This is a genomic window from uncultured Lamprocystis sp. (assembly GCF_903933125.1).
In the GTDB taxonomy this organism is placed as follows: domain Bacteria; phylum Pseudomonadota; class Gammaproteobacteria; order Chromatiales; family Chromatiaceae; genus Thiodictyon.
In genome coordinates this window covers 16,781-41,911 of the sequence record NZ_CAIZIZ010000383.1, presented here as the reverse complement: position 1 = coordinate 41,911, position 25,131 = coordinate 16,781, and the positions used below count along the sequence as shown (strand labels likewise).

Annotated in this window: 23 protein-coding genes; 9 read left to right on the top strand and 14 right to left on the bottom strand. The window is 65.3% G+C overall.

Annotation, left to right across the window (positions count from 1 at the left end; all coding sequences use genetic code 11):
* Positions 1-123 precede the first annotated feature (123 nt).
* The 7 genes from QZY03_RS20375 to QZY03_RS20345 all read left to right on the top strand — a co-directional run bounded on the left by QZY03_RS20375 (position 124) and on the right by QZY03_RS20345 (position 6,008).
* Entirely contained in the window at positions 124-1,581 is a 1,458-nt protein-coding gene (locus QZY03_RS20375; RefSeq protein WP_295584033.1) for a right-handed parallel beta-helix repeat-containing protein, read from the top strand.
* A gap of 240 nt (positions 1,582-1,821) precedes the next feature.
* On the top strand, positions 1,822-2,397 hold the full coding sequence (locus QZY03_RS20370; protein ID WP_295584031.1) for a hypothetical protein: 576 nt from the start codon (positions 1,822-1,824) through the stop codon (positions 2,395-2,397).
* The gene (cobO, locus tag QZY03_RS20365; protein ID WP_295584029.1) at positions 2,394-2,999 is read left to right on the top strand and encodes a cob(I)yrinic acid a,c-diamide adenosyltransferase; all 606 of its coding nucleotides are present in this window, start codon (positions 2,394-2,396) and stop codon (positions 2,997-2,999) included. Before QZY03_RS20370 ends, cobO begins: the two co-directional genes overlap by 4 nt.
* Positions 2,996-3,541, top strand: coding sequence for a bifunctional adenosylcobinamide kinase/adenosylcobinamide-phosphate guanylyltransferase (cobU, locus tag QZY03_RS20360; RefSeq protein WP_295584027.1), 546 nt, complete (start codon positions 2,996-2,998; stop codon positions 3,539-3,541). The genes cobO and cobU overlap by 4 nt, the downstream gene beginning before the upstream one ends.
* 42 nt (positions 3,542-3,583) lie before the next feature.
* Positions 3,584-4,636: a nicotinate-nucleotide--dimethylbenzimidazole phosphoribosyltransferase gene (gene cobT / locus QZY03_RS20355; protein WP_295584025.1), complete on the top strand. Its 1,053-nt coding sequence runs from the start codon at positions 3,584-3,586 to the stop codon at positions 4,634-4,636.
* Entirely contained in the window at positions 4,633-5,229 is a 597-nt protein-coding gene (locus QZY03_RS20350; protein WP_295584023.1) for a histidine phosphatase family protein, read from the top strand. Before cobT ends, QZY03_RS20350 begins: the two co-directional genes overlap by 4 nt.
* Positions 5,226-6,008 carry an adenosylcobinamide-GDP ribazoletransferase gene (locus QZY03_RS20345; protein ID WP_295584021.1) on the top strand — a complete coding sequence of 261 codons (783 nt, stop codon included), beginning with the start codon at positions 5,226-5,228 and terminating at the stop codon, positions 6,006-6,008. The genes QZY03_RS20350 and QZY03_RS20345 overlap by 4 nt, the downstream gene beginning before the upstream one ends.
* A 350-nt stretch (positions 6,009-6,358) precedes the next feature.
* On the opposite strand, the gene QZY03_RS20340 is transcribed toward QZY03_RS20345, so the two are convergent.
* Positions 6,359-8,707, bottom strand: a complete 2,349-nt coding sequence (locus QZY03_RS20340) for an EAL domain-containing protein (protein WP_295584020.1) — start codon at positions 8,705-8,707, stop codon at positions 6,359-6,361.
* Positions 8,708-8,892: 185 nt separating this feature from the next.
* Positions 8,893-10,206, bottom strand: a complete 1,314-nt coding sequence (locus tag QZY03_RS20335) for a TRZ/ATZ family hydrolase (RefSeq protein ID WP_295584018.1) — start codon at positions 10,204-10,206, stop codon at positions 8,893-8,895.
* Between the two features lie 71 nt (positions 10,207-10,277).
* Here QZY03_RS20335 and mtnA point away from each other — a divergent pair, with 71 nt between their 5' ends.
* The gene (gene mtnA / locus QZY03_RS20330; RefSeq protein ID WP_295584017.1) at positions 10,278-11,333 is read left to right on the top strand and encodes an S-methyl-5-thioribose-1-phosphate isomerase; all 1,056 of its coding nucleotides are present in this window, start codon (positions 10,278-10,280) and stop codon (positions 11,331-11,333) included.
* Positions 11,334-11,336: 3 nt separating this feature from the next.
* Here the strand turns inward: mtnA and QZY03_RS20325 are convergent, their stop codons facing one another.
* The 6 genes from QZY03_RS20325 to QZY03_RS20300 form a co-directional block, all read right to left on the bottom strand.
* Complete coding sequence (locus tag QZY03_RS20325; protein ID WP_295584015.1) at positions 11,337-11,744, bottom strand: septal ring lytic transglycosylase RlpA family protein; 408 nt, start codon at positions 11,742-11,744, stop codon at positions 11,337-11,339.
* Between the two features lie 316 nt (positions 11,745-12,060).
* A complete protein-coding gene (locus tag QZY03_RS20320; RefSeq protein ID WP_295584013.1) occupies positions 12,061-13,305 on the bottom strand; it encodes a glycosyltransferase in 1,245 nt (414 codons plus the stop codon).
* The gene (locus QZY03_RS20315; RefSeq protein WP_295584011.1) at positions 13,287-14,138 is read right to left on the bottom strand and encodes a hydrolase 1, exosortase A system-associated; all 852 of its coding nucleotides are present in this window, start codon (positions 14,136-14,138) and stop codon (positions 13,287-13,289) included. Before QZY03_RS20315 ends, QZY03_RS20320 begins: the two co-directional genes overlap by 19 nt.
* The gene (locus QZY03_RS20310; RefSeq protein ID WP_295584009.1) at positions 14,125-14,952 is read right to left on the bottom strand and encodes a hydrolase 2, exosortase A system-associated; all 828 of its coding nucleotides are present in this window, start codon (positions 14,950-14,952) and stop codon (positions 14,125-14,127) included. The genes QZY03_RS20315 and QZY03_RS20310 overlap by 14 nt, the downstream gene beginning before the upstream one ends.
* 9 nt (positions 14,953-14,961) lie before the next feature.
* On the bottom strand, positions 14,962-15,213 hold the full coding sequence (locus tag QZY03_RS20305; RefSeq protein ID WP_295584007.1) for an acyl carrier protein: 252 nt from the start codon (positions 15,211-15,213) through the stop codon (positions 14,962-14,964).
* Between the two features lie 74 nt (positions 15,214-15,287).
* Positions 15,288-16,379, bottom strand: a complete 1,092-nt coding sequence (locus tag QZY03_RS20300) for a GNAT family N-acetyltransferase (protein ID WP_295584005.1) — start codon at positions 16,377-16,379, stop codon at positions 15,288-15,290.
* A 420-nt stretch (positions 16,380-16,799) separates the two neighbouring features.
* On the opposite strand from QZY03_RS20300, the gene QZY03_RS20295 reads away from it, so the two are divergent.
* Positions 16,800-18,701: a SufS family cysteine desulfurase gene (locus tag QZY03_RS20295; RefSeq protein ID WP_295584037.1), complete on the top strand. Its 1,902-nt coding sequence runs from the start codon at positions 16,800-16,802 to the stop codon at positions 18,699-18,701.
* A gap of 102 nt (positions 18,702-18,803) precedes the next feature.
* On the opposite strand, the gene QZY03_RS20290 is transcribed toward QZY03_RS20295, so the two are convergent.
* The 6 genes from QZY03_RS20290 to cas6 form a co-directional block, all read right to left on the bottom strand.
* Positions 18,804-19,760: a glycosyltransferase gene (locus tag QZY03_RS20290; protein ID WP_295584003.1), complete on the bottom strand. Its 957-nt coding sequence runs from the start codon at positions 19,758-19,760 to the stop codon at positions 18,804-18,806.
* A gap of 9 nt (positions 19,761-19,769) precedes the next feature.
* Positions 19,770-21,017, bottom strand: coding sequence for a pyridoxal-dependent decarboxylase, exosortase A system-associated (locus QZY03_RS20285; protein ID WP_295584035.1), 1,248 nt, complete (start codon positions 21,015-21,017; stop codon positions 19,770-19,772).
* Positions 21,018-21,076: 59 nt separating this feature from the next.
* Positions 21,077-22,681 carry an acyl-CoA ligase (AMP-forming), exosortase A system-associated gene (locus QZY03_RS20280; RefSeq protein ID WP_295584001.1) on the bottom strand — a complete coding sequence of 535 codons (1,605 nt, stop codon included), beginning with the start codon at positions 22,679-22,681 and terminating at the stop codon, positions 21,077-21,079.
* Between the two features lie 100 nt (positions 22,682-22,781).
* Positions 22,782-23,795: a polysaccharide deacetylase family protein gene (locus QZY03_RS20275; RefSeq protein WP_295583999.1), complete on the bottom strand. Its 1,014-nt coding sequence runs from the start codon at positions 23,793-23,795 to the stop codon at positions 22,782-22,784.
* A gap of 82 nt (positions 23,796-23,877) precedes the next feature.
* Entirely contained in the window at positions 23,878-24,216 is a 339-nt protein-coding gene (locus tag QZY03_RS20270; protein WP_295583977.1) for a TusE/DsrC/DsvC family sulfur relay protein, read from the bottom strand.
* A 143-nt stretch (positions 24,217-24,359) separates the two neighbouring features.
* A complete protein-coding gene (gene cas6, locus QZY03_RS20265; RefSeq protein WP_295583976.1) occupies positions 24,360-25,046 on the bottom strand; it encodes a type I-MYXAN CRISPR-associated protein Cas6/Cmx6 in 687 nt (228 codons plus the stop codon).
* Positions 25,047-25,131 lie beyond the last annotated feature (85 nt).

The following is a 25,131-nucleotide window of genomic DNA, read 5'->3' as shown; positions in this document are numbered from 1 at the left end:
TGGTGCGCCGCACCAGTTGGGCGGCGGCGAATTTCGTCAACTCAACCGCAGACCCGGACGCCCTCGTTATTTCCCGCCAGGATTGGCAACGCGTGCTGAATCAACTGGCCTCGACTCCCTGAAATGGCCAAAGTCGAGCTAACGATCGCCAATGTCTCGCGCGCGGGCTGGCCGGTCGCGATCGACAGCAGTGTGATCGCTCGCAACGCCTGGGGTGGCGTAAGCTGTGAGGGTTACCGGGGAGCCTCCGTGCTGGCGACTCAGATCATTGATAACGGGGGTGTTGGCTTAGGATGTAATGGCTCCGTCGCCAGGTCAACCCTGTCCGGGAACATGGACGGAGGCATCGCGTCCTATTCAGTTGCACTTGTAAACAGCACCGTATCCGGTAACAAGGCCGCTCATGGAGGCGGCATCCGCATTGGCAACTCCCACTATGGTAATGGCGGACATCTTGCCGTTGTCAACAGTACGATTTCCGGAAACGCGGCGGATAGCAGCGGTGGTGGAATCTACCAGTACACGGGGACTACAGTTATAGAAAGCAGCACCATCAGCGGTAACACGGCAGTTGACGGCGGTGGATTCTATAAGCGCTTCTACGATGAATGGGGCTGGAATTACGATGCGTTGATCGAGGAAACGCGAATCCATAACACCATTGTTGCGGGAAACACGGCGACGAGTCATCCGGATCTGCGCAGCGGTTCGCCGTCCGCTTGGGAACTCATCTTGCCGGTGGAACTGAGCTATTCGCTGATCGGGGAATCAGGGGACGCCTACATCACCGACGCGGTTCCCGGTTCCAACCGCTTCGGTGAAGACCCGCAACTCGGACTCCTGCAGAATAACGGCGGTCCGACCAAGACTCAGGCCCTGGGGCGCGCCAGTCCGGCGCTCGATACCGGCGATCCCGATTCGCTGCTTCCTCCGCGCTACGACTGCTCGTGGTTAGTGTCACCCGACTCATGTGGCTTGATACCTCCTGACTGGGACCAGCGTGGGGCAGGCTTCGACCGGGTGCGCAATGGCCGCATCGACATGGGTGCCTACGAGTTGCGGAACGGCGAGGTGCTCAAGGGGGGCGCCTGGTTGCGGTCCCTGGGCGACATCAACGGCGACGGTACGCCGGAAATCGCCGTCGTCAATCGCGACGCCGATGGTCGCGATCTGGTCAGCGTGAGAGACGCCGCCTCCGGGTTCTTGGTCAGTACGTTCGACGGCACCTCTTTCGGTCGTCTGGTGGACGTTGCGGTGATGCCCGACCAGGGCGACGGATCGAGCCTGGTGCTGCTGGGTTCCTTTGCCGACGCCAACCTCGACACGGTGTCCTATTCCGTCAACGCGACTTCGCAGGCTGTGCGCTCCGGCGACGGGATTGGGTGGTTCGCGCTCAGTCCCAGCGCTCGCCCGGTCGGCATGAAGGAGTGTACGCCGCTCGACCTGGTGAGCATCGGCGATGTCAACGGCAATGGCGCAGCGGAACTGGTGATGCTGGGTCGGTGCGGCGCCGAGGCGCAACTGCGTGCGTTCGTCGTGGATGCCAAAACCGGTGCGTCCCTGCGGCGGCTGGATTTCTAAGGCGAAACCGCATCGAGGGCACCGGAGCCCTGCTTTTCCGGTGCCTTCCGTGTGGTTCCGTGGCTGAAAGCCCCGGGACTCGAACGTGGTCGCCAGGATGCGGATCGGCGCCCACACGGATCGCTGGGGGTGGACCGGAACCGGCTAGTGACTTTGCGCGCGACGCCCTACAATGGGAGGTGATCCGGGTGAGACCCCGGAAATTGTCCCGCCCGCGTATCCTTTCGGAGTCCGCCCTGAATGACCGACACCACTGAGTCCCGTTCCCGCATTCTGATCCTGCTGGCCCTTGCCGGGCTGATGGCCGCCACCCGCGGTCAGCAATTCGCCCCGCTGGGGCATCATCTGCCTGATGCCTCGCTCGCTGTCTTTTTCCTCGCCGGGTTTTACCTGCGCGCCCGGTGGGTGCCGGTTGCGCTGTTCGCCCTGGCGACCGTCATCGATCTGACGGCGATTGGTTGGGGCGGGGTCAGCGGCTACTGCTTCAGTCCGGCCTACGGCATGCTGGTTCCGGCCTACGGCAGCCTGTGGGCGCTGGGGCGTTGGTACCAGACCCGTCATCGTCCGGAGCCGACGACCCTGCCGCTCTTGGGCGCGGTCTTGTTGGCCGGCGGTGTCGCGGCTGAAGCCTTTGCCAGCGGCGGCTTCTATCTGCTGTCCGGTCGCTTCGAGCCCAGTCTGGTCGGCCTGGGTCATAGCCTGGTCAGCTACCTGCCGGGCACCCTGACCGCACTCGTCGGCTATGTCGGCCTGGCGGCGGTCGCGCACCTGGCGATGAGCCCGCGTCCGGCGTCCGGTCGCGTCGGTTCCCGATGACCGACGACATCGCGCGCGAGCGTCATCGCCGACGCATGCAGCGTCATAAGGAAATTGTCGACGCGCGCGTGGCCGGCGCCACCATCGACCGTGGGGTCCTGGTGGTGAATACGGGTAACGGGAAGGGGAAGAGTTCCTCGGCGTTCGGTGTGGTGGCGCGCGCCCTGGGTCACGGCATGAAGGTTGCCGTGGTGCAGTTCATCAAGGGGAGTTTCGCGACCGGGGAGGAGGCTTTTTTCCGGCGTTTCCCCGAGGTTGAATACCATGTGATGGGCGAGGGATTCACTTGGGAGACCCAGGACCCGGATCTGGATCGCCGCGCCGCCCTGGCGGCCTGGGAACTGGCAGCCGGCTTTCTGGCCGACCCGAGCATTCAGGTGGTGGTGTTGGATGAACTCAACATCGCGCTCAAGCTCGCTCTGATTCCCCTGGATCGGGTCATCGATGCACTGGACGCGCGTCCCGACCATCAGCACGTCGTGGTGACCGGTCGCGGTGCGCCGCCGGGGTTGATCGAAATCGCCGATACCGTGACCGAGATGCGGCCCATCAAGCACGCCTTCGACGCCGGGGTGATGGCGCAGAAAGGCATCGAGCTGTGACTGAGGCTCCGCCGCGGTGCACCCTGATCCTGGGCGGCGTGCGCTCCGGCAAAAGCCGACTGGCCGAGGGTTTGGCCCATGGCAGCGGACTGCCGGTGACCTATCTCGCCACCGCGCGGGCGGGCGACGGGGAGATGGCGCGGCGCATCGAGGCGCATCGCCGCCGCCGCCCGGCCCAGTGGCGCCTGATTGAAGAACCGCTCGAGCTGGCCGAACGCATCAGCGTCGAGGCGGCCGCACAGCGCTGTGTTCTGGTGGAATGTCTGACGCTGTGGGTGACCAATTTGCTCATGGAGGCTGACGGCCCACGGATCGAGCACGCGCTGGAGCGTCTGCCCGAGGTGATCGCCGCGGCGCCCGGCCGCCTGATCCTGGTCGGGAACGAGACCAACATGGGCGTGATCCCCTTGGGGGAATTGTCCCGCCGCTACTGCGATCTGGCCGGGCGCCTGCACCAAGACCTGGCCGCCCGCTGCGATCAGGTTTTGTTCATGGTCGCCGGCCTGCCGCTGGTCGTGAAAGGGCCGGCACTGAGTCGGTAAAGAGTCTGAAATCACTAACCACTAACCACTAACCACTGCCCCATGACCGACCCCTTCGCCTGGCTCACCGAACCTTGCTCGTCCCCTGATGCAACCGCTGCCGCCGCCGCGCGTGAGCGCCAGGATCAACTCACCAAACCCCGCGGCGCCTTGGGTCGGTTGGAGTCCGTGGCGATCCAACTGGCGGCACTGCAGAGCAGCGTGACCCCGCGTGTCGATCCGGTCCAGATTTGTCTGTTCGCCGCCGATCACGGTGTGACGGCGGAAGGGATCTCCGCTTTTCCCCAGTCGGTGACGGTCGAGATGGTGCGCAACATCGCCCGCGGCGGAGCGGCCATCTCGGTTCTGGCCCGCAGCCTGGGGGCCGGGCTGGAGATCATCGATTGCGGCAGCCGTGAAGACCCTGGGGCGATCACCGGGGTTCGCGGCGAGCGCGTGGGTGCTGGTACCGGGAACATCGCGCTGGAACCGGCGATGACGCGAGATCAACTGGCGCAGGCGCTGCTGATCGGGCGCGACGCCGCGCGGCGCGCCGTCGCGGGCGGGGTCCGGCTGGTGATCGGCGGTGAAATGGGCATCGGTAACACGACGACCGCCGCAGCCTTGGGTTGTGCTCTTCTGAGGTTGCCGGCCGCGGATCTGGTCGGTCCGGGGACCGGGCTTGATGGCGCCGGGATACGTCGTAAGGTGCAGGTGGTCGATCGTGCGTTGGCCAGGCACGCGGTTGTTGGGCAGGATCCGCTGGTGGTGCTGGAGCGGCTCGGCGGCTTCGAAATCGCCGCGCTGGCCGGCTGCTACCTGGGCGCCGCCCAAGGGGGCGTGGCCGTGCTGGTGGACGGTTATATCACGACCGCGGCGGCACTCGCGGCCTGTCGAATCAACCCGAGTGTGGGTGCCTGGCTGTTGTTCTCGCACGGGTCTGCCGAGCCTGGCCACCGGCGCTTGCTCGCCGCCCTGGATGCGACGCCCTTGTTGGATCTGGGGATGCGGTTGGGGGAGGGCAGCGGGGCGGCCATGGCGGTGCCGGTCCTGCGCCTGGCGTGCGAGCTGCACGCCGGGATGGCGACCTTTGCGCAGGCCGGGGTCTCGGGTTGAGCATCCCCGCGGATCGCTTCATCGTCCTGTTGCGCCACGGAGAGGTCTTGGGCGGAGCGCGCTTTCGCGGCGGTCATGATGATGCGTTGAGCGATGCGGGTTGGGTGCAATTACGTGCCGCGGTGCGTGGTGAGGTCGACCTCGGGCACATTGTCAGTTCACCGTCACGCCGCTGTGCGGACTTCGCCGCCGCGTTGGCGGTGGAACGGGGGGTATCGATGGAGATCGCCCCGGCCGTTGCCGAGCGTCACTTCGGTGACTGGGAAGGGCTGGCCGCACACCAGATTCCGGCCGTGGAGCTGACGCGGTTCTGGGACGATCCGGTCGGCTATACCCCGCCCGGGGCTGAGCCCTTTGCGGATTTCCGAACCCGCGTGTTGGCTGGTTGGCGCGCGCTCACCGCGGGCGGCCCGACCCATACCCTGGTCCTGACCCATGGCGGCGCGGTGCGGATCATTCTCGCCGAGGTGTTGGGGATGGGTGATTGCTCGGGGATGCTGATCGAGGTTCCGCTGGCGAGCCTGAGCCGCTTGCGCATCCCGGTTTCCCCCGGTCGGCCGAGCGTCATGGCCCATGGGGTGATCGACCGATGAACCGGTTTCCCGGTGTGCGCCCACTCTGGATCGCCGGGCGCTTCCTGACCCGCTTTCCTTTGCCGGACCCGGGGGCAATCGAACCGGCCGAACTGGGTCAAGCGGTTCCCTGGTATCCATGGATTGGGTTGCTGCTGGGCCTGGTCATCAGCGGGGCCGCCCTGGCGTTGGGGCCGGCGGTGCTGAATGGACCGTCTGGGGTCGCCGCGGCCCTGGTCCTGGCGCTGTGGGTGTGGTCGACCGGGGGGCTGCATTTGGATGGCCTGGCGGATACCGCTGATGCCTGGGTCGGCGGTCTCGGCAGCCGTGAGCGCACGCTGGCGATCATGAAGGACCCCACCAGCGGACCGGCGGGGGTCAGTGCCCTGGCACTGGTCCTGATCGCGAAATTCGCGGCTATTGAGGCGCTGATCGGGGCCGGAGATGCGTGGCTGCTGCTGTGGGTACCGCTCATCGCGCGGGCGCAGTTGCCGCTGCTGCTGCTGTCCACGCCTTACGCCCGCCCGCAGGGGATGGCCGCGGACCCGGCGCGTACTGCGCCCCCCGGGGCCTCGCGCCTGGCGATCGTCCTTGCGGCCGGTGTCGTATGGTTCGTACTGGGATGGACGGGGCTCTTGCTGTTGAGCGCGGCTGGCGGGTTGTACTGGCTGGTCCGGCGCTCCCTCATGGCGCGTCTGGGTGGCTTCACCGGGGATACGGCTGGCGCCTTGGTGGAGTTGACCGAGGCTCTGGTGCTGCTTCTGCTGGCGCTTGGATGCGGGGCTGGCTTCAGCCGCTGAAGGGTCGGCCTGCGGTCACGTCGCCCCGGTCACCGGAGGTTGAGCCGACGTGGTACGACGTTTTTCGGGAATCACCTTAGGGGATTTCCAGGGTGTTTTTGGGGCCTCGCTTCCGTCGAACTGCCCCGATTTGCTCCTAGCGTCCTGCTCCGTGCTCCGCGGCGTCCTGCCGCGCCCGGTTTCCTGATGATACGGTTCCCTATCCCTATCCCTATCCCTATCCCTATCCTTAATCCTTTTCCTTGTCCCTTTAATCGTTAGGATATGCGCCTGACGGGTTCCAGCCTACGGCGATCCTTCCCGTCGTTCCCGAAGAAAAATCCCTAATCGTTGTAGGAATATGCCTACACTCACGATTTCTTCTCATTGATGTCGGCGCCGAGGATTCCGGAGACAACCCGCGACCAACCGCCGGATAGGGTGCGGATCAATCCCGGCGTCCGGCGTTCTGAGACTGCTCGATCGGTGTGTCGGGCGTCGGGTTCACACTGGGATGCCTGTTCAATCAACTCGATGTATGCATCGGGCGGGATGGGTGGGCTGAACAGTGCGCCTTGGGCCTCGTCGCAACGATGGGTACGCAGCAATTTCAGTTGCGTCGGCGTGACCACCCCCCCGGCGACGACCTTGATGCGGAATGAATGGGCGAGGGCGATCATCGCCCCCACGAAGCTGGTGACCTCAGGATCCGTTTCCAGGTCGCGAACCAGGGCGGGATCAAGCCGCACACGACTGATCGGTAAAGACTTGATCTGGCGCAGCGGGGTAGGGCCGGCGCCGAAGCGGTCCAGAGCGATCCTGATCCCCAGACCATGGATACGGTTCAGCGCGGCGATGGTCCGGTCGTTACAGTCGCTGATCGCCGCGGTATCGACCAGCACTTCGAACGGATTTCCGCCCGCGCTGACGCTTGCGGCGAGGTGCTGCAGCAGTCGTTCCACATGCACCGGCTGCAGATGAATCGATGACAGGTGGATTGATATCCGCGGTGGTGGCCGGTTCGGAAGTGTCCATAACCGCGTCTGAGTCGCCACCGATTGCAGTGCCCAGTGCTCCAAGGGGACGATCAGGCCGGACTTTTCCGCCGCGGGGATGAACGCTTCCGGAGCGACCTTGTCCAGGTAGTCGCGCTCCCAATAGAGCACGGCCTCGCAACTGCGGATGTGGAAGTTGCGCACGCTCACGCGCGGCTGGTAGTGCAGACCGAGTTCTTGACGTTCCAAGGCGCGGCGCAGTTGGGATTCCATCGGGTTCCCGTTCCAGGTCCAGCCGTCGGTGGATTTACCACAAAAACGATAGGCGATGCCGCCGGCATTCTTGGCCGTATACATCGCCTGATCGGCGCAGCACAGAAGCTCTTCGGCGTTGGTGGCGTCCTTGGGAAATACGGCAATGCCGATGCTGGCCCCGACGTAGAGTTCCCTGCCGTTGTCGTGGAACGGGGTCTGCGACAGTTGGCGTAGCACCTTCTCCGCGATCTGTCCGGCCAAGTGCTCGCTCTTGAGCGCGGGGATCAGGATGGCGAACTCGTCACCGGACAGGCGGGCAACCAGATCGGTCGCGCGGACCGCACTCTTGAGTTGCTCGGCCACGAATCGGAGCAGTCGATCCCCGACCTGGTGACCGAAGGAGTCATTCACGTTCTTGAACCCATCCAGGTCCAGAAAGAGGACTCCCACGAGATACTTCTCATGCTTCCCCTCGACCAGCGCACGGTTCAGTTGGGCAAGCAGGTTTGGGCGATTGGGCAGGTCGTTGAGGTCGTCGTAGTGGGCCAGCCGGATGAGTTCGCGCTTGGCGTTTTCCTGGCTGGTCATGTCCGAGCCGATGCAGACGTAGCGGATCGGCGAGCCCTCATCGTCGCGGATCTCGTTGACACTCACCCATTCGAGGTAAGCATCACCCCCTTTGCGTCGGTTCCAGACCTCACCTTGCCAATGCCCCTGATCGCGTAGCGTCCGGATGACCTGTCTGGCCAAGTGGGCGTTTGCCGTGTCGGTACGGAAGACGGTCGGCACGGTACCCAACACCTCGCTTGCCGCATACCCGGAAATGGTGGTGAAGGCCGGATTCACGGCGATGGTCCGGTGGTCGGCGTCGGTGACGATCACGCCTTGGGAGGTGTGCTCGACGACACTGGCCGCCAGCGCGAGACCGGACTCCAGTTCCCGCAACCCGGACACGTCGAACAACGCAGATCGTAACGGACCCTCCGGGGTGTCGCCCAGGTTCAGGGTCACGAGGCACATCGGCAGTTGGATGTCTGCACCGAGCGCCAGGTCGATCTCGCACGAATCGAAGGCACCTTCGGCCGCGAGTCGCTCAAGGTGCCCCTGGAGCGTGGGCCGACTCGAGGGGACGCAACGATCGAACAGACTCGTGCCCGCGAGTTCAGTCGGGGCTTCGTTCAGCAGTGCGGTGGCAGTGGCGTTGGCGCGCTGGATGACGGCTGCCTGGTCCATGACCAGGAGGCAGGTGGGTGAGCGTTCGAAGAGATCGCGGTAGCGCGAACCCTCCCGGAGATCGTCTGGGTCCTCGTGCGGCCCAGGCGCTGACCAACGTGCCAGCGCGCGTTGTCCGGCGACCGCCATGGCGACGCTGCCGCCGAGTCGGGTTGCGGGACTCAGCGTTTGTGTACTTCCGCTCGATGACCAGGCCCGTGGGCGCAGGTATACGACATTGGAACTGATGATCGGCATGCTTGTCCCTCGATCCGTGATAACAGCAGGATAACGCGTCCGGCTATGTGCGGCCGATCCGTTCGATAACGGATACAATTCTGATTTTCATGCGTAGTTTAAATCTCCTGCGCTTCCGTTTCTGTGATGTGCTTCTCGTTTTCTGATTTCTGTGGCGTGCATCACAAGTCACGCATCCGGCACCTTCAGGAAGGACGAAGTCGTTCGCACCACGCTTGCGCAGCGGAGATCACCTCTTGCGGGTCCAGTGTGGTCGGAGTTCCATCGCGGACAACTTGGCGACCCTGGACCCATACCTGACGGACCTGATGACGCCCGGCCGTATAGACCAACTGCGAGACCGCATTGTAAACAGGCTGCGTATAGGAGTCACGCAGGTCGACTGCCACCAAATCCGCGGACTTGCCGGGCTCGATCGACCCGATCTCGCGTTCCAGACCCAGCGCGCTTGCGCCGTTGATCGTTGCCATGCGCAGCGCGACAGCGGCTGGGACGACCGCGGCCGATCCGGCGACCCCTTTGGCAAGGAGGGCGGCGGTGCGCATTTCGCCAAGCAGGTTAAGATCATTGTTGCTGGCTGCCCCGTCCGTACCCAGCGCGACATTCACGCCGGCGGCCAGCAGTCGCGCCACCGGACAGAACCCGCTGGCGAGCTTCAGGTTGGATTCCGGACAGTGCACGACGTGGGCGCCGGCAGCTGCCAGGCGTGCGATCTCGGCATCCTCCAGTTGTGTCATGTGGACCGCGACCAGTCCGGGTCCGAGCAGGCCCAGTTCGTCCAGGCGGGCGAGTGGACGTTCTCCATGGTCGCGCAGGGATTGAACGACCTCGTCCCGGGTTTCGTGCAGATGCAGGTGAATCGGCACTTCCAGTTCATCGGCCAGAATCCGTACCCGGCCCAAGGCGGCATCGGAAACGGCGTAGGGCGAGTGCGGTGCGAAGGCGACCCGGATCAGCGGGTGGTCACGATAGTAGGCGTGCAGCGCCAGACCCTTGGTGATATAGGCGTCGGCGCTGTCGGCGTAGCTGGTGGGCAAATCCACCACGACCATGCCGATGACCGCGCGTATCCCGGCGTCCGCTGCCGCCTGCGCGGTCACTTCCGGGTAGAAATACATATCGTTAAAGCAGGTGACGCCGCCGCGCAGCATCTCCAGGATCGCCAGTCGGCTGCCGTCACTGACGAAACCCGGATCGACCCAGCGTTTCTCGATCGGCCAGATATGCGCGTGCAGCCAGGCCATGAGCGGCAGATCATCGGCCAGTCCACGCATCAGGGTCATGGCCGCATGGGTATGGGCATTGACCAGACCCGGAATCAGCGCGTGGCCCGGCAGTTCCAGCACCCGGTCGGCCGTGACGGACGCGCGGGCCTGCGCCGACGGCAGCACCGCGAGGATGCGTCCATCAGCGACCGCGACCGCATGCTCCTGGAGTTCCCGGTCCTGCGGGTCCACTGGGATCAGCCATTGGGGGTGGATCAGGAGGTCGGCGTGCATGGATCTGGTCCTATTGCGACAGGGTGCGAATCGGCGACAATGCTGAGCAACATCCTACCCGAGAGTTCCCCATGGTCACCAATTTGCCCGCTGCCCCCACGCCTGATGATGCCGCCCTCTGGCACGCTGGTCGACTTTATTTGACCGATCAGCGTCTATTGCCCGAGCGCGCCGAGTTTTTGGTCTTGGATGACGCCGGGTCAGTCGCCATCGCCATCCGCGACATGGTGGTGCGCGGGGCGCCGGCCATCGGTGTCGCCGCGGCCTATGGCGTGGTGTTGGCGGGCCGGGACGCCTACCAGTCGGCCGGTGCGGGCTGGAAGGAGGCGATCAGGCCCGACCTCGACCGGTTGCGGGAGGCGCGTCCGACCGCCGTGAATCTGGCCTGGGCCGTGCGCCGCATGGCGCGCCTGATCGCCGGTCTGGATGGTGCAGACCCGGCCCCGGCACTGCTGGCGGAAGCCCTGGCGATCCATGAGGAAGACCGTGCCGCCAATCGCCGGATGGGCGATCTGGGGGCCGAGTTGATCGCCGGGCCGACCGATATCATTACCCATTGTAACGCGGGTGCCATCGCCACCGGCGGTTACGGAACCGCTCTGGGCGTGGTGCGCAGCGCCTATGCCGCGGGCAAGATCGGACGGGTCTATGCGGATGAGACCCGGCCCTGGATGCAGGGTGCGCGTCTCACGGCCTGGGAGTTGATGCATGCCGGCATTCCGGTGACCTTGCAGGCCGATGGCGCAGCCGCCAGCCTGATGGCCGGCGGCGGCATCGGATGGGTGATCGTCGGCTCCGACCGCATCGCCGCCAATGGCGATGTCGCCAACAAGATCGGGACCTACGGGCTGGCGGTGGTGGCCCGCTACCATGGCGTCAAGGTGATGGTCGCCGCGCCGACCTCCACCGTCGACATGGAACTGGCCAGCGGCACCGGGATTCCGATCGAGGAGCGTGATCCGGAGGAACTGCTGTCATGCGGCGGCCGGCGTCTGGCGCCGGCCGGTTGTGCGGCCCGCAATCCGGTGTTCGATGTGACCCCCGCCGCCCTGGTCGACGCCATCGTCACCGAGCGGGGTGTGGTGATGGCGCCGAACGCGGCGAAGATGCGGGCGTTGATGGGGTAAGTCTCAGACGCCGCCCTTCCCCGAACGCCCGAGGATTTCGAGCTTGACGTTGGCGACGCCCTTGTTGACCAGGCCGATCTCGCGGGCGGCGGCACGGGAGAGGTCGATGACGCGGCCACGGGCGTAGGGTCCGCGGTCGTTGATGCGGACCACGACGCTCTTGCCGCTGCGGGCGTCGGTCACCCGGACCTGAGTGCCCAGGGGTAGGGTCTTGTGAGCGGCGCTCAGGGAGTTTTTGTTGTATGCGGCCCCGCTCGCGGTTTTACGGCCATGGAAGCGGTCGTGATAGTAGGACGCTTTACCGGATTGGGTGCTACTGCCGCGGGATGCGGCCAGGGTGTTGATGCTGGTCATGAGTCCGGTCATGAGCGTAGCGGCGATCAGGGCACTGGAAACCAATGTCTTGTTCATAAAGAGCCAACCGTTTGTTTCGGGCCAACCGGCTGTCTGATGCCCAGGATGGGCGGCGCAGTCGGTCGGTCGTTTGCGGATGTTCGGGATGATACGGGAAAACCCTATGTCGGGTAAACCCTAAATTAGCGATTCGTGAAATGCGTCACGCCGGTACCGCGCTGCCAGCATCCCGTGATGCGCCGCGAGCCCTTGTTGGATCAGTGCCTTGAGTGCGATTCATCCGCACCCTGCAGTGACGCGAAAGGTGCGCTGTTCGGTAACGAGAATCGCACCACCGCAACGCTGCGTGCTGTCTGCGTTTCTCCGGGGGTCATCAAGCGGGTGTCCGGGTCGCGGTGTCGATGCGTCTGAAGGTCTGCACCAGGGTCGCGACCCGCTGGTCCCAGGTATTGGCCTGGGCATGAGCGCGGATCGCGGTGCTGTCCCAGTGGCGATAAAGCGCGGCAGCAAGGGCGCCGGCGAGGGCACGCGGGTCGCCGAAGGGGACGACGGTTCCCAGGGCCGCGTCACTGACCACCTCGCGATTACCGCCCACGTCCGTGGTCACGACCGGCAGGCCGCAGGCCATGGCTTCCAGGAAACAGTTGGCCCAGCCCTCGTTGCTGCTGGCCAGGACGAACACATCCGCGGCGGACAGGGGCTCGGCAAGTCGCTCGGGCGGCAGGTATCCAAGGAAATGCACGCGTGCGCCAAGGTCCTGGGTCGCGACGCGCTGATGCAGGGTTGCGGCAAAGTCGCCCTCGGCTCCGGCGCCGCCGACGATCAGATAATGCAGTTGCGGATGGGCCCGGACCAGCTCCGGAAGGACCTCGATCACGCGGTGGAATCCCTTACGCTCCACCAGTCCGCCGACCGAGATCAACACCTGGGCGTCGACCGGGATGCCGAGCCGGGTCCGCATGGCGGCGCGTTCCAGCGGACGGAAGCGTTCCGGGTCCACCCCGTTGCCCACCACCTGGATCTTGTCCGCCGCGGCACCCAACTCCCCGGCCAGACGGGCCAGCGAGCTGGAGACGGTGAACAGGTGGTCGGCGTCCGTGCAAGTCCGGATCAGGCGTTGCCGTTTCGTGGGGTCGCGGCTGTGCGGAACCTCGGTACCGCGCAGCGTGACCGTGACCGGTTTGCCGAGCCAGCGGCCGAGCCGGGTCGCGGCATAGCCGTCCGGATAGCCGAAATGGGCGTCGATGACATCGAAGGTCTCCCGCCGCCGGTAGAGCAGCGGCAAGGCGCCGAGGGCCATCATGAGCCCGTCGGCCCCACGCCCCAGGATGGGGAGCGACGGGAAGCGCGGGAATCGAACAGTGAATCCGGCTTGGATTTCCGTGCCTGGGGCCGGGGGGCGATAGTGGGGGTGGTAACGGCGCGCGAGTGGGTCGAAGGGCGAGGTCGGGCGCGGCGAGACGACCCAGAGCGGCAGAATCCGGCCGACCCGGAACATCCGTTCGCGCACGAAGAGCCCGCTGCCCGGCTGGGCCGCATGGGGGAACAGTGTGCTGAAGACCAGCAGTCGGGGCCGGGTCAGCGGGTGGGCATCGGGGTTCACCAGGACCGCAGCCACGCGAGTGTCCAGTGCTCGACCTGTCCGCGCCAGCGATCCGCCGCGAAGGTGTGGTCGGCTTCAGGCAGGTCGCGCCGCTCGACGGCCGTGCCCGCGCACCAACTGGACCAGGCGCGCTCGGTCGTCAGCAGCCCCGTGAATTCACGCGCGATCAGATCGTTGCCGCTCAGGATCAGCAGCACCCGGCCGTCGAACCGGCGCAGGCTGCCCAGCATCCGATCCGGCAAGGGTGCGGTAGCGCCCGCGATCTCGGCCGGCCGCGGCTCTCTGGCGGATCTCCGGAACCGGTGCAAGCCGCGGAGCGCATCGCGCAGATCGACGCTTCCGGAGCACAGCTTGGACCAGAAATCGCCGGTTAACACGCGGCGCGGGTAATAGTAGCTGAGGAAGGCGCGCGCCTCGCCCGCCGTGGTGTGGACCCAGGGGTTGAGCAGCACCAGACCGGCGACCCGTGGATCGTGCGGCGCATAAAATGAAACAGCCGTCGCCGCATCGCACAGCCCCCAGAGGACCACCTGTTGCAGACCGGGGATTTCGCCGAAAAGCCGTTCGACAGCGGCGGCGATATCGTCCTGGATGGTCTCGAAGGTGCGGGCATCCCCGTCGCTGTCGCCCATGCCGCGCGTGTCGAAGCGCAGGGTCGGAATGCCGACGGCGGCGAGCCGCCGGGCGAGCAGCACGAACTGACGGTGGCTGCCGACCCGGTACTGGGGGCCGCCGACCACCACCAGGACCGCGCGTCGCGCATCGGCCGCGCCGTGATGAAGGATGCCAAGAAGTTGCACGCCGGCACAGTCGAAGAGGAGCGGCGACTCTGGTTCAGCCAAGGGCATCGCGAACCTGCTCCAGGCGGCTGACAGTCGACGCAATGAGTCTGTTGGATTCGACGATCTCCGGGGTCGCCCAGAAGGTGTCCCCGACGATTGGGTGCAAGCCGATTTGCAGACCCGCCGCGGACCAGGAATCGGCGCAGCGATGAACCGCGGGCGGGATCGCCTGATCAGTGGCGACGAGTTGAAACCAGTCGACGGTGCCCACCCGGGCCGCGTCCGGTGGTTCGAGCGAGGTCCCCTCGCAGGCCGCGATGAGTGTCGCGGATAAGCGATAGCCGGCGATCTCGATCCAGCCGTCCAGGGCCATGCGCTCGCGCAGGGCGGCGGCCGTGGTCCGGCTGCCGTGCAGGAGCCCGGCAGCGAGGCGCAGGCGCAGCAACTGTTGGACCAGGTGGGCGCCGCTGATGCTGGGTTGCCAGAGGATCAGGTGCGGCACTCTGATCGGCATGGCGGCGAGCCAGTCCCGCGTGAGCAATGCGCCGCCGCGCAGGGCGAGGAGGTCGACCCGCATCGCGCCTTGCCTGAGCAGCCAGGCATGGACGCCGTTCAGGTCCGCGATCCAGGTGTCCCAGGAGGCGTCGCCGATGGCACCCTCACTGTCTCCGGTGCCGTAGAGGTCCGGCAGCAGACAGCCGATCCCGCGCGCGGCCAGGGCCCGGCCCAGCAGATGCAGGGTGCGACGTGACTGATTGAGTTCTTCCAGCAGCGGCGGTACCACCAGCATCCAGTGCTGCGGCCCCGGTTGCTCCGGCGGCTGCATGCCGACGCAGAACAACCGCCCGCGGGGACCCTCCAGGAAGCGCGCGCGCAGCACCCGCCGCGGTCAGGGTGCGAGCCTGGCGAGCATCCAGGCATGCAGGGAGCCGACTGTCTCAAAGGTTTCGGCGCTGATCTCATCATCGTTCACGCGTACATCGAAGCGCGCTTCGAGTGCGGTGAGCAAGTCGACCACGGCCATCGAGTCGAGTTCCGGGATGCTGCCGAGCAGCGGCGTGGCCGCGGTGAAATCGTCAGCGCGCGCGCCGAGCCGCAGGACGTCCCGCAGCACCCCAATGGTGTCTGAAACAGCAAGCATAGCGGGTGCGGCTCTCGTGTAAATCTGTGCGTCTGGATCCTGGTTGGCAAGCCTGTGGCGAGCCGCGCTGGATTCTACACCAGGTCAGGCGCGGCTGCCGGATCGACGCCCAGCCGCCGCCAGCGCTGGCGCAGGACCCCGGCATATTCATAGGCCGCGATCAGCGCACCGCGCGGATTGCCCAGGTTGCAGGCAATCAGCCCGACCCGCTCGCGGCGCCCGGACATCCAGGTTTGCTTATAGGGATCGTCGCCGCTGAGGTAATCGATTGCGGTGACCCGGTCCTGCTCAAGGCTGTGTTCGATCAAATGGGCCGTCAATACGGTTCCCGCCGACCAGTGCGCATAGTCCTTGGCATAAGCGAGTTTGAAGATATAGGCCCGACGCTGCATGGTGAACCAGAACTGCGCGGCGATCGGTACATCAGCAACCGATGCCAGACCGAGACGCAACCATCCGTTTTCCGCACAGACATAGGCCCAGCGGCGGATGAAATCAGGGTAGGGCTCAGGGGGTTTCCAACTGTGTGCATAGACTTGCTCGTAGGCATCCATGGCCGCCTCGATCTCGTCCCGGGCGGTCACGATGCGAATCCGTGCCAGGCCATCGGCGCGACGGAATTTTCTGACCTTGCGCGACCAGGTATGGCGCACTTGCGACTCGCGTGCGCGCATGTAATCGGCGAATGACAGACCGGCACAGGGCAGGTGCCAATTCCCAAAGCGAAAATACCGTTTGACATACCAGCCCTGAGACGTGAAGGCGCGTACCAGCGCCGCGGTATCGTCATCCTCGGGAGCGAGAGGTGCGAGGTCGATCGCGGCACAGCCGGGTCGGGCGCGCGTCAGATCGGCGGCAATGGCGGTCAGTGAGGCCGCGCGGTCGACGGCGGCGCCGATCAGCGGGGTATATAAGGATGCGTAGTAATTGGTTAACGCAAGACGTCGATGGGGTGATCCGCGTTCACTGTAGAGTACCAGGCAGGCCTCACCCTGCGAGGAATCCTCGGCGACATAATAACGCCAGTCGTCCGCGGCAATCTCTTCGATGAAATTGAGTACCCAGGCGCTGCATGCAAACGGATTACCGCGAGCGGCCGCGGCATCGAAGAGCGCACGCCTGTCCTGGACATAGCGCAGCAGTTCCGCTCGCGTCAGTAGGCGCATTGGGAGCCACCCCCGGTCAGGCGCGGCGGTCGCTCGCTCGCGGTCCGGCGGGTCGGTTCTCGCCGGATATGCCGTTGGTGTTGTTGAATCATGGTCTCTGCATTCTCCGCCTGGGGGCTGGAATCTTGGTTGTCATTCCGGTCAGCATCCGCTCATCTTGGGGCGAAAATTTTGTCCACAGATGTCACAGATGTCACAGATGAACACAGATGTTTTTCTTCATCTGTGAAAATCTGTGACATCTGTGGAAAAATCCGGGGAAGCTTTGGCCCGAACGGTGATCATGGCCGGATTCTGTGATCAAGGCCCCCGCGGCGACGGCGTTGCTTCCCGGCGTGCTCCGCCATGACGGGCAGCGCCGACTGATCCATGAAAACTCTCAGGTTGATCTTTGCCTTGCCGATGCTCAGCTTCTGCAACATGACAACCGCACCCGCATATTCATCCAGCGCCGATCCCGTGATCGCCGGTCCCGCGTCGGAATTTTTCGCGTTGCGCGAGCAGTTCCCGCTCCTGAAGACCCTGGCTCATGGTCACCCGCTGGTCTATCTGGACAACGCCGCCAGTACCCAAAAGCCGGCCCAGGTGATTGACGCTATCGCCGGGTATTACGCAAGCCGTAACGCCAACATCAATCGTGGCGCCTACCAGCTCTCGCAGTCGGCGACCGATCTCTACGAGGCGGCGCGCGCCCGTGTGGCCCGCTTCATCGGGGCTGCCGAACCCGCTGAATGCATTTTCACCCGCGGGACCACCGAGTCCATCAACCTGGTCGCGGCGGCCTGGGGCCGCGCCAACCTGCGGGCCGGCGACGAGATTATCCTCTCGGAGCTGGAGCACCACTCCAATATCGTACCCTGGCAACTGGTGGCGCAAGCCACCGGGGCGCGAATCAGGGTCATCCCGATTGAGGACAACGGTGCGCTACGGTTGGACCAGTATCGGGCGTTGTTGTCGTCCCGCACCCGACTGGTTGCGGTGACCGCGGTGTCGAATGCGTTGGGTACCCGCAACCCGGTCCGTGAGATGATCGCCGATGCCCATGCCGCCGGTGCCTTGGTGTTGATCGACGGCGCTCAGTGGGTCGCCCATGGGCGGACCGACGTCCAGGCGCTGGACGCGGATTTCTACGCCTTCTCCGGGCACAAACTCTATGGTCCGACCGGCATCGGTGTGCTCTATGGCAAGCGCCGGTGGCTCGCCGCGATGCCCCCCTATCAGGGTGGTGGGGACATGATCGAGCGTGTGCGCTTTGAGCAGACCACCTACGCTGAGATTCCCAATCGGTTCGAAGCCGGTACTCCGCACATTGCCGGCGCCGTCGGTCTGGCGGCAGCGCTCGACTGGCTGTCGGACGTCGGTTTAGAGCGGGTCGCTGCCCATGAACATCGACTGCTGCGTCAGGCCACGGAGCGGCTGTCCGCGATCCCCGGATTGGAGATCAAGGGCACAGCGCCGAGCAAGACCGGCGTGCTGTCCTGGGTGATCACCGACCCCCCGCTCGCGACACTCGATATCGGGACCCGACTCGACCTACAAGGGATCTGCATCCGCACCGGTCATCATTGCTGTCAGCCGCTCATGGAGCGTCTGGGTGTGGCGGGCACCGCTCGCGCGTCCTTCGGCGTTTACAACACGGCGCAGGAGATCGATCGCCTGGCGGATGCGCTCGCGCAGATCGTCGACCAGGCCAGACGGGCGAGTACCGCAACCCGTCAACCGATCGCGAGAATTAGCCATGGCGCCCGTCCAGTCGACGCCTCGGTACTCAGCTGTGTGTACCCGGCCGCGACGGCCGCCTCGCCCGCGGCGGCGGCGCAGGACATCCTGGATCGTTTCGCTGACTTGCCCGATTGGCCGATGCGTTATCAGCAGATTATCGACCTGGGGCATGCGCTGCCCGCCATGCCCCAGGCACTCAAGACACCGGCTAACTTTGTCCCAGGCTGTCAAAGTCTGGTGTTTCTGTCCCCGCGGATCAGGCCCGGCACGACCGACATCATCGAATTTCTGGCGGACAGCGACGCCGATGTCGTCCGCGGACTGATCGCATTGGTGCAGCAGCTGTTTTCCGGGCAGCACGCGGCGGCGATCCTGGCGTTCGATACTGCGGCCTTCATCGACCGGCTCGGGCTCGCAGGGCATCTGAGTCTGACGCGCCGCACTGGATTGGAGGGGCTGATCCAACGGCTGCGGCGGATCGCGAGCGTTGCCGCCGAGCCGGTCGTTGCGCAGAGTGCTCCCCAGACGGTCCATTCCCGACGGCCTCAACATGGTTCCCGTCTGCCGACGCCCATTGGTAACCAGTCGGAAATACGTTAAATAACGAGTCAAGAGCAAGTTAAACACAATTACGACAACGACAACGACCGAGATGCCAACGGCGTCCCCAATAGACTTGTTTGCCTATTGGTGGACGGTTCCTTACCGGGGCCTCCAGCCAACGAGGGCGGCCGCCAGATATGCCAGAAGTTTGATCTTGCGCGGCCATGTCGCCCAGGCCCTGGTCAAGGCCGCCAGACCTGGACCGCGGCGGCCCGCGCGCAGTTGTCCCAGGGCATAGGCGGCCTGGTAGTCGGCGAGCCGTCCGAGGAACTTCCCCCGCGGCAGGCACTGCCCATCCGGACCGCACAAACCCCAGGTGCGCATCGCCCGCCGCAGCAGCAACGTCCGATAATCGTGCGTGCGCACCACGCGGTTGCCCTGTTGGGGATGTTGGCGGTACAGCGTGTCAGGCCGCGTCAGCTTGACGAAAGTGAAGTCACGCGAGATCCGCAACCACAGATCCCAGTCCTCGCTGTAGGGCAGCGTCTCATCGAAGCCTCCACAGCGCTCGAAGACCTCCCGGCGGAACATGGAGGTGCTGGTCAGCATGCAGCAATCGAGCAGGAATTGATGGTAGATCCACCCGGAGCATGCGGCCTCGATCCCATCACCATAGGCCGCCAGGTCGAAGCAGTCGGGTGTCGGAAAGCGACCGGCGGCATCCGGGGTCCAGGGGATGTACGGGCTGTAAATGACTCCGCAGTCAGGGTGTTCCCGCATGGCCGTCACCTGCCGCTGCAGTTTGTCCGGAAACCAGTAATCGTCGTGGTCCAGCAGGCACAGATAGCGCCCGGCTGCTTCCCGGATGCCGCGATTGCGGGCCGCGCAGACGCCGGCGTTGGCCTGGGGGATCAGGCCCACGCGTGGACCGCAGGCCGTGACAACCGCAGGGGTACCGTCCGTGGACCCGTCGTCCACCACGATCAGTTCCAGGTCGTCGAAGGTTTGATTCAGCACGCTGCCGATCGTCTCGGCGATATAGGCGGCGCTGTTGTACGCGGGAATGATGACTGAAACCAAAGGCTCGCGTGGTACTGCCGCGGCGTGCATGGACATCGTCTTGACTCAGCCGACCAGCGCCTGCCCGGGCGGCGGGTGCGATAAAAAGCTCAGGGGACTGGCCGAGTAGCCGTAGGCGCCGGATTGCAGGATGGCGATCAGATCGCCGGGCGCGCAGCGCGGCAGTTCAATCTGATCAGCCAGGAGATCGAGCGGTGTGCACAGCGGGCCGACGACGGTGACCGTTTCGCGGGTGCCGACCGGCGCCGCGCGGGCGGCGGCGATGACGGGGAAGTTCTTGCGGATGATTTGCCCAAGATTTCCGGAGGCGGCAAGGTGTTGGTGCAAGCCGCCGTCGGTGACCAGATAGGTGCGCCCACGTGACACCTTGCGGTCGATCACCTGACAGACATAGATACCGGCCTCGCCGACCAGATAGCGCCCTAGCTCCATCACCAGTTCGGCGTCACGCAGGCCGGGGCCGAGTGTCGCGATGCAGCCCGCGAGATTGGCGGCGATCGGTGCGAGATCGAGCGGTTGGTCGCCCGGAAAATACGGAATGCCCAGTCCGCCGCCGAGGTTGAGCGAGGTGACCGGCGCCGGCGCCTGCCGCGCCAACCGTTCCGCGAGTGCCAGGGTTCGGGTATGGGCCTCGATGATGGCCTCCGCGCGCAGGTTTTGTGAGCCGGTGAAAATATGGAAGCCGCGGAACCCGACCGGGAGGGTGCCGAGGTGCGCCAGCAGTTCGGGAACCTGCTCCGCATCGACGCCGAATGGTTTCGGTCCGCCGCTCATTTTCATGCCGGACGATTTCAGTTCGAAATCCGGGTTCACGCGCACGGCGACGCTGGGACGAACGCCGATGGCGTGCCCGATCCGGGCGATCCGCTCCAACTCCCCGGCCGATTCCAGATGCAGGGTGATGCCGGCCGCAACCGCCGCACGCAGTTCGAGGTCCGTCTTCCCCGGGCCGGCAAAGCTGATCCGCCCGGCGGGGATGCCGGTGTCCAGGGCGACCTGTAACTCGCCCAGCGAGGCCACGTCGAAGCCATCGGTCAGACCGCGCAGGTGTTGGACCAGGGCCGGCATGGGATTGGCCTTGAGCGCATAGTGCAGGCGCAGGCGCTCCGGCATGGCGGCCCGCCAGTGTGCGGCGCGGCGGCTTAACGCGGTGCGGTCGTAGGCATAAAACGGTGTGCCGCCCATGCGGTCGGCCAGGCGGCTGACCGGGATGCCGCCGATGATGAGTTCGCCCCGCGCGTCGCGAATGCTCGCGCTGACAGCGTGCCCTGGTTGGTCCGCCGCCGTGTCCATCCGGTGATCGATCCCGTTGTCGATCCCGTTGTCGATCCCACTATCAATTAGGTCGTCCGTCATCGGGCAGGCTCCCCGCGAAAGAGATTCTCAAAGCGCGAGGCCAGTAATGTGCGGTCGATCTTGCCGTTTGGATTACGCGGCAGGTCCGACTCGAACAGGACGCGTTGCGGCACCATGAAGCCGGGCAGGGTGTCGCGGCAATGCGCGATGACCCGCGATTCGAGGTCGGGATGGTGCGCGGTGGCCGTGGCGACGACCAGGATCGCCTGGCCTAGGGTTCCGTGCGGGATGCCAATGGCTACCGCCTCGGCCACCAGTCCCGAGCGGTAGACCACCTCTTCGACTTCGGTCGGGCTGACGCGGTACCCGGAAGTCTTGATCTGCTCGTCCCGGCGGCCGATGAAATAGAGGTAACCGTCCGCATCGCGGCGGACCTGATCGCCCGACCAGACGGCCAGTTCCGGATTGGGGAGACCGTCGGGTTGTCCAGGCGCCGGCCGAAAGCGCTCGCGGGTTCGGGCGGGATCGTTCCAGTAGCCCAGCGACACCAGCGCGCCGCGATGCACCAATTCGCCGGGTTCATCCGGTTCGCACTGGCTGCCGTCCTCCCGCACCACCAGAACCTCGGCGTTGGGAATGGCTTTGCCGATGGAGTCCGGACGCGTGTCGATCTGATCCGGCGGCAGATAGGTCGAGCGGAAGGCTTCGGTCAACCCATACATCAGATAGATTCGGGTGTTCGGCAGTTGGCTGCGCAAGGTCTGCAAAGTGGGGGCGGGCAGCGACCCGCCGGAGTTAGTGAGGTAGCGCAGCGAGGTCCGGGCGGCTTGCGGCCAGTCGAGTCCGGCGACCTGGGTCCAGAGCGGCGGCACGGCCGCCAGTCCGGTGATGCCGTAGCGGGTGACGGCCCTGATCACGTCAGTGGGCAGCAGGTAGTCCATCAGGACGACGGCTGCACCGGCGGCAAACGCGGTGGTGAGTTGGCTCAGTCCATAGTCGAAACTCAACGGCAGGACCGCGAGCAGACGATCCTCCGGTCGATTCTCCAGATACCCGGCAACGCTCAGTGCCCCGGCGATCAGGTTGCGGTGCGAGAGCACCACGCCCTTGGGGGCGCCGGTGCTGCCTGAGGTGTAGAGGATCGCGGCCAGGTCGGTGTCGATGCGGCGGTGTCCGGCGGGGCCGCCGCCGGAGTCGTCCAGGATTGCGGCGGCGCCGACACAGCGGGTGCGCAAGGGTTCGGCGATGTCCGTCGGTGAGCCGTCGACCAGCACGACCTGCCGCAGGTCAGGGCACTGCGTCAGCGTGCTGACCAGGCCTTTCGCCCGCTCGACTGAGGTCACGAGGATGCGTGCGTTGCAGTCGTGCAGGATGTGGGCGACCTGAAACGGCTTGATCAGTGGGTTCAGCGGCACGAAGCAGCCGCCCGCCGCGGCGGTCCCGAAGAGCGCCCCCGGGGTGTCGAAGGTCTTGGGTAGGTACACGCCGACCCGGTCGCCGGCGTCGAGTCCCAATCTGAGCAGGCCGGCACGCCATTGCCCGATGAGCCGCCACAGCGCCCGATAGGAGAGGGTCTCGGTGCGGTGGACCAGGGCGTCCCGGTCGGCGGACCGCAATAGGGCCATGTGGACTAATTCGTGCACCAGTGTGATGTTCTGCATGTCGGTGCGGTGTCGGCGGGTGCGGTTAACGATGATAGGGAATGCCGTACCATGATCGTTATCATTTGTATTCGTGTTTAACTTGTTCTTGACTCGTTGCCTAGGCTGTGTGCCGCATGTTCAGCAGTAGCCTGATACCGAAGCGCATGGGTGTTCGCTCCCAGGGGGTGAAGCGGGGCAGGCGCATGGGATCCGTGCCGGCCACGGCGACCCCGTGACCCGTGGTGAACGCCGCCTGATACCCGAGTGCGCGCGCCATGGCGGTATGCGCCGCGGTGAAATCCAGGTCCGGCTTCCCATTGGGATAGGCGAAGAAGCGCAGGCGCGTGCCCAGCAGTCCTTCGAGATCCTCTTTGTTTTCGGCGATCTCCCGATAGGCCGTCTGATCCGGGGTCCGTGCGAGGATCGGATGGGTGACGGTATGACCCCCGATCTCGACCCCCTGGTCGTAAAGTTCCCTAACCTGGGTGCGAGTGACCATGGGTGAGGTTAGGTCCGGTGCATAGCGGGCCGCGAGATCCGCCGCCACTTGTTCGCGATGCTCCGGTGCCTGGTACTTGAATAGACGAAGCAGGTCCCGCACCAGCATGGCGCGTTCCCGCGGTCCACCCAGCGGCCGGATACCGGCACCGTAGGGGGTCAAATCGACGCTAGTGCCGGGGCAGCGCCTGATGGCCTGACAGAGTCGATCGTTCCACATGCACCGGCCATCAAGGTAGCCGCTGGCGATGAACAGGGTGGCGGGAATCTCCAGGCGCTGTAAGACGGGTAGAGCGAACTCGACGTTATCGGCGTAGCCGTCATCGAAGGTGACGCTGACCGCGCGTGGCGGCAGGGTGTTGCGTGTGAGTCGATGCAAACCTTCGGCCAAGGACAGTGGCGAGAAGCGCTTACGGACCAGACGCATGAGTTCGGCGAAGGCCTGGACGTCCGGGTCGCTCGCCAGGAAGGGGTCATTGGTGGGCAGCACGCGATGGAAAATCAGCACCGCGAGGCGCGGCGGTGTGTCGACGCGTAGCAGCCGGTGCAGGGCACTCAGCAGCAGCCGTTGACCAAATCGCGCGAAGTGGGGCGCGGCTGCCTCCTGCGGTCTTTGTGGTCGCGCGGCCGACATCGGCGTGTGCTCGGCTGGCGGGCAAGATGCGGGCCGGCCCCCGACGCGGCCGGCCCGCTCCGATGCACCGCGCGGCACCGGCTCAGTAGCCGCCTTTGCGCATCACTTCGGGGAGTCCGGCAATCTTGGTGCCCTGTTTGGTCGGGGCCAGGGGGAAGAGGAGGTAAAGGTCCTTGCTGGCGGGCTTGGTCCCCCAGCGTTTGCCGATGTCCTTGAGAACAGCACGTTCCATCGGCTGGTTCTGACCGTTGTTGATGTATTCGTCGCGCAGGTAGTTGATGACGTCCCAGTGTTTATCAGTGAGCGTGATCCGCTCGATCTCCGCGAGTTTGCGCGCGACATCCTCGTTCCAGTCGAGGTGGTTGACCAGGTAGCCGTGGTCGGTCGTCTCGATGCTTACGCCATTGACCTCGATGGCCATGTGCTTGTTCCTCGTCGTCTGTCTCGGTGGGTGACCATGGCGCACGCCAGTGAGGGCGCCAATTAAAGCCCCATAATTTTATGATATTCTGATGGGTTCGTCACGATCTCGTTACATGACTTGACGGCAATCGCCCGAGTTCATCAGGGGGCCTTGCCGACCGCGTCGATCCCTTTGTGAGGGATGAAGATGCCACATCCCATGAGACGGTGGAGCCCGAGTCCCTGCTGTTGCAGGCGGAGCGACTCGTCGGGTTTCAGTCCCGCGAGCAACAAGCTGCGGGTCGTGATCGCGCCGTTCGGTGTTTCCAGGGTGTTCGACTTGCCGCAGAGCGCCTTGCGGATCTGAATCCCCAGCAGCGCCAGCGCCTGAGCGGCGCTGTTCATGAATGCCTCCTCATCCGGATCCGCGGTGGACACCAGATAGCGGGCGAACAGCACGCTCTCTGTGCCCAGCGACCGCAGCTTGCCCGCGCCGACGGTCAAAGGCGCGCCGGCGACCTCGATCCGGGTGCCGGGCAGCGCGTCGAGTAACGCGGGCGCGCGCGCCCTGGGCAGCCGCAGAATGAGTTTGGTGCGGCGCGATAACTGGATTTGACTCTCAGTGCCGTGGGCCGGGCGTTCCCAACCATTCTGCGAGCCGGCGACGTGAACCGTGTGGATGCCCAGCCCTGGTTCCTCGCCGATCCAGGGGCACGCGGCGACCAGCGCGCTGCTCAGCGCATAGGCGTGATCGACCGGCAGGGCGCGACATTCGATCGCGAAGAGGCAGTCAACGATGGTATCGGGGACGGCCAGGGTGTCGAGGGTTTCGTCTTGACTCCAATACATACAGATGCTCGTGACGGGGTGATGACAAGCCTCCTCCAAATGAATGTCCCGGGGCCGGGCGCGTCGTTGGGGGCGGGCAGGAGCG

Coding starts and splice junctions, on each gene's coding strand:
- QZY03_RS20375 (WP_295584033.1), top strand. CDS start 124: ATGGCCAAAGTCGAGCTAACGATCGCCAATGTCTCGCGCGCGGGCTGG.
- QZY03_RS20370 (WP_295584031.1), top strand. CDS start 1,822: ATGACCGACACCACTGAGTCCCGTTCCCGCATTCTGATCCTGCTGGCC.
- cobO (WP_295584029.1), top strand. CDS start 2,394: ATGACCGACGACATCGCGCGCGAGCGTCATCGCCGACGCATGCAGCGT.
- cobT (WP_295584025.1), top strand. CDS start 3,584: ATGACCGACCCCTTCGCCTGGCTCACCGAACCTTGCTCGTCCCCTGAT.
- QZY03_RS20345 (WP_295584021.1), top strand. CDS start 5,226: ATGAACCGGTTTCCCGGTGTGCGCCCACTCTGGATCGCCGGGCGCTTC.
- QZY03_RS20340 (WP_295584020.1), bottom strand. CDS start 8,707: ATGCCGATCATCAGTTCCAATGTCGTATACCTGCGCCCACGGGCCTGG.
- QZY03_RS20335 (WP_295584018.1), bottom strand. CDS start 10,206: ATGCACGCCGACCTCCTGATCCACCCCCAATGGCTGATCCCAGTGGAC.
- mtnA (WP_295584017.1), top strand. CDS start 10,278: ATGGTCACCAATTTGCCCGCTGCCCCCACGCCTGATGATGCCGCCCTC.
- QZY03_RS20325 (WP_295584015.1), bottom strand. CDS start 11,744: ATGAACAAGACATTGGTTTCCAGTGCCCTGATCGCCGCTACGCTCATG.
- QZY03_RS20315 (WP_295584011.1), bottom strand. CDS start 14,138: ATGCCCTTGGCTGAACCAGAGTCGCCGCTCCTCTTCGACTGTGCCGGC.
- QZY03_RS20305 (WP_295584007.1), bottom strand. CDS start 15,213: ATGCTTGCTGTTTCAGACACCATTGGGGTGCTGCGGGACGTCCTGCGG.
- QZY03_RS20300 (WP_295584005.1), bottom strand. CDS start 16,379: ATGCGCCTACTGACGCGAGCGGAACTGCTGCGCTATGTCCAGGACAGG.
- QZY03_RS20295 (WP_295584037.1), top strand. CDS start 16,800: ATGACAACCGCACCCGCATATTCATCCAGCGCCGATCCCGTGATCGCC.
- QZY03_RS20290 (WP_295584003.1), bottom strand. CDS start 19,760: ATGTCCATGCACGCCGCGGCAGTACCACGCGAGCCTTTGGTTTCAGTC.
- QZY03_RS20285 (WP_295584035.1), bottom strand. CDS start 21,017: ATGGACACGGCGGCGGACCAACCAGGGCACGCTGTCAGCGCGAGCATT.
- QZY03_RS20280 (WP_295584001.1), bottom strand. CDS start 22,681: ATGCAGAACATCACACTGGTGCACGAATTAGTCCACATGGCCCTATTG.
- QZY03_RS20275 (WP_295583999.1), bottom strand. CDS start 23,795: ATGTCGGCCGCGCGACCACAAAGACCGCAGGAGGCAGCCGCGCCCCAC.
- QZY03_RS20270 (WP_295583977.1), bottom strand. CDS start 24,216: ATGGCCATCGAGGTCAATGGCGTAAGCATCGAGACGACCGACCACGGC.
- cas6 (WP_295583976.1), bottom strand. CDS start 25,046: ATGTATTGGAGTCAAGACGAAACCCTCGACACCCTGGCCGTCCCCGAT.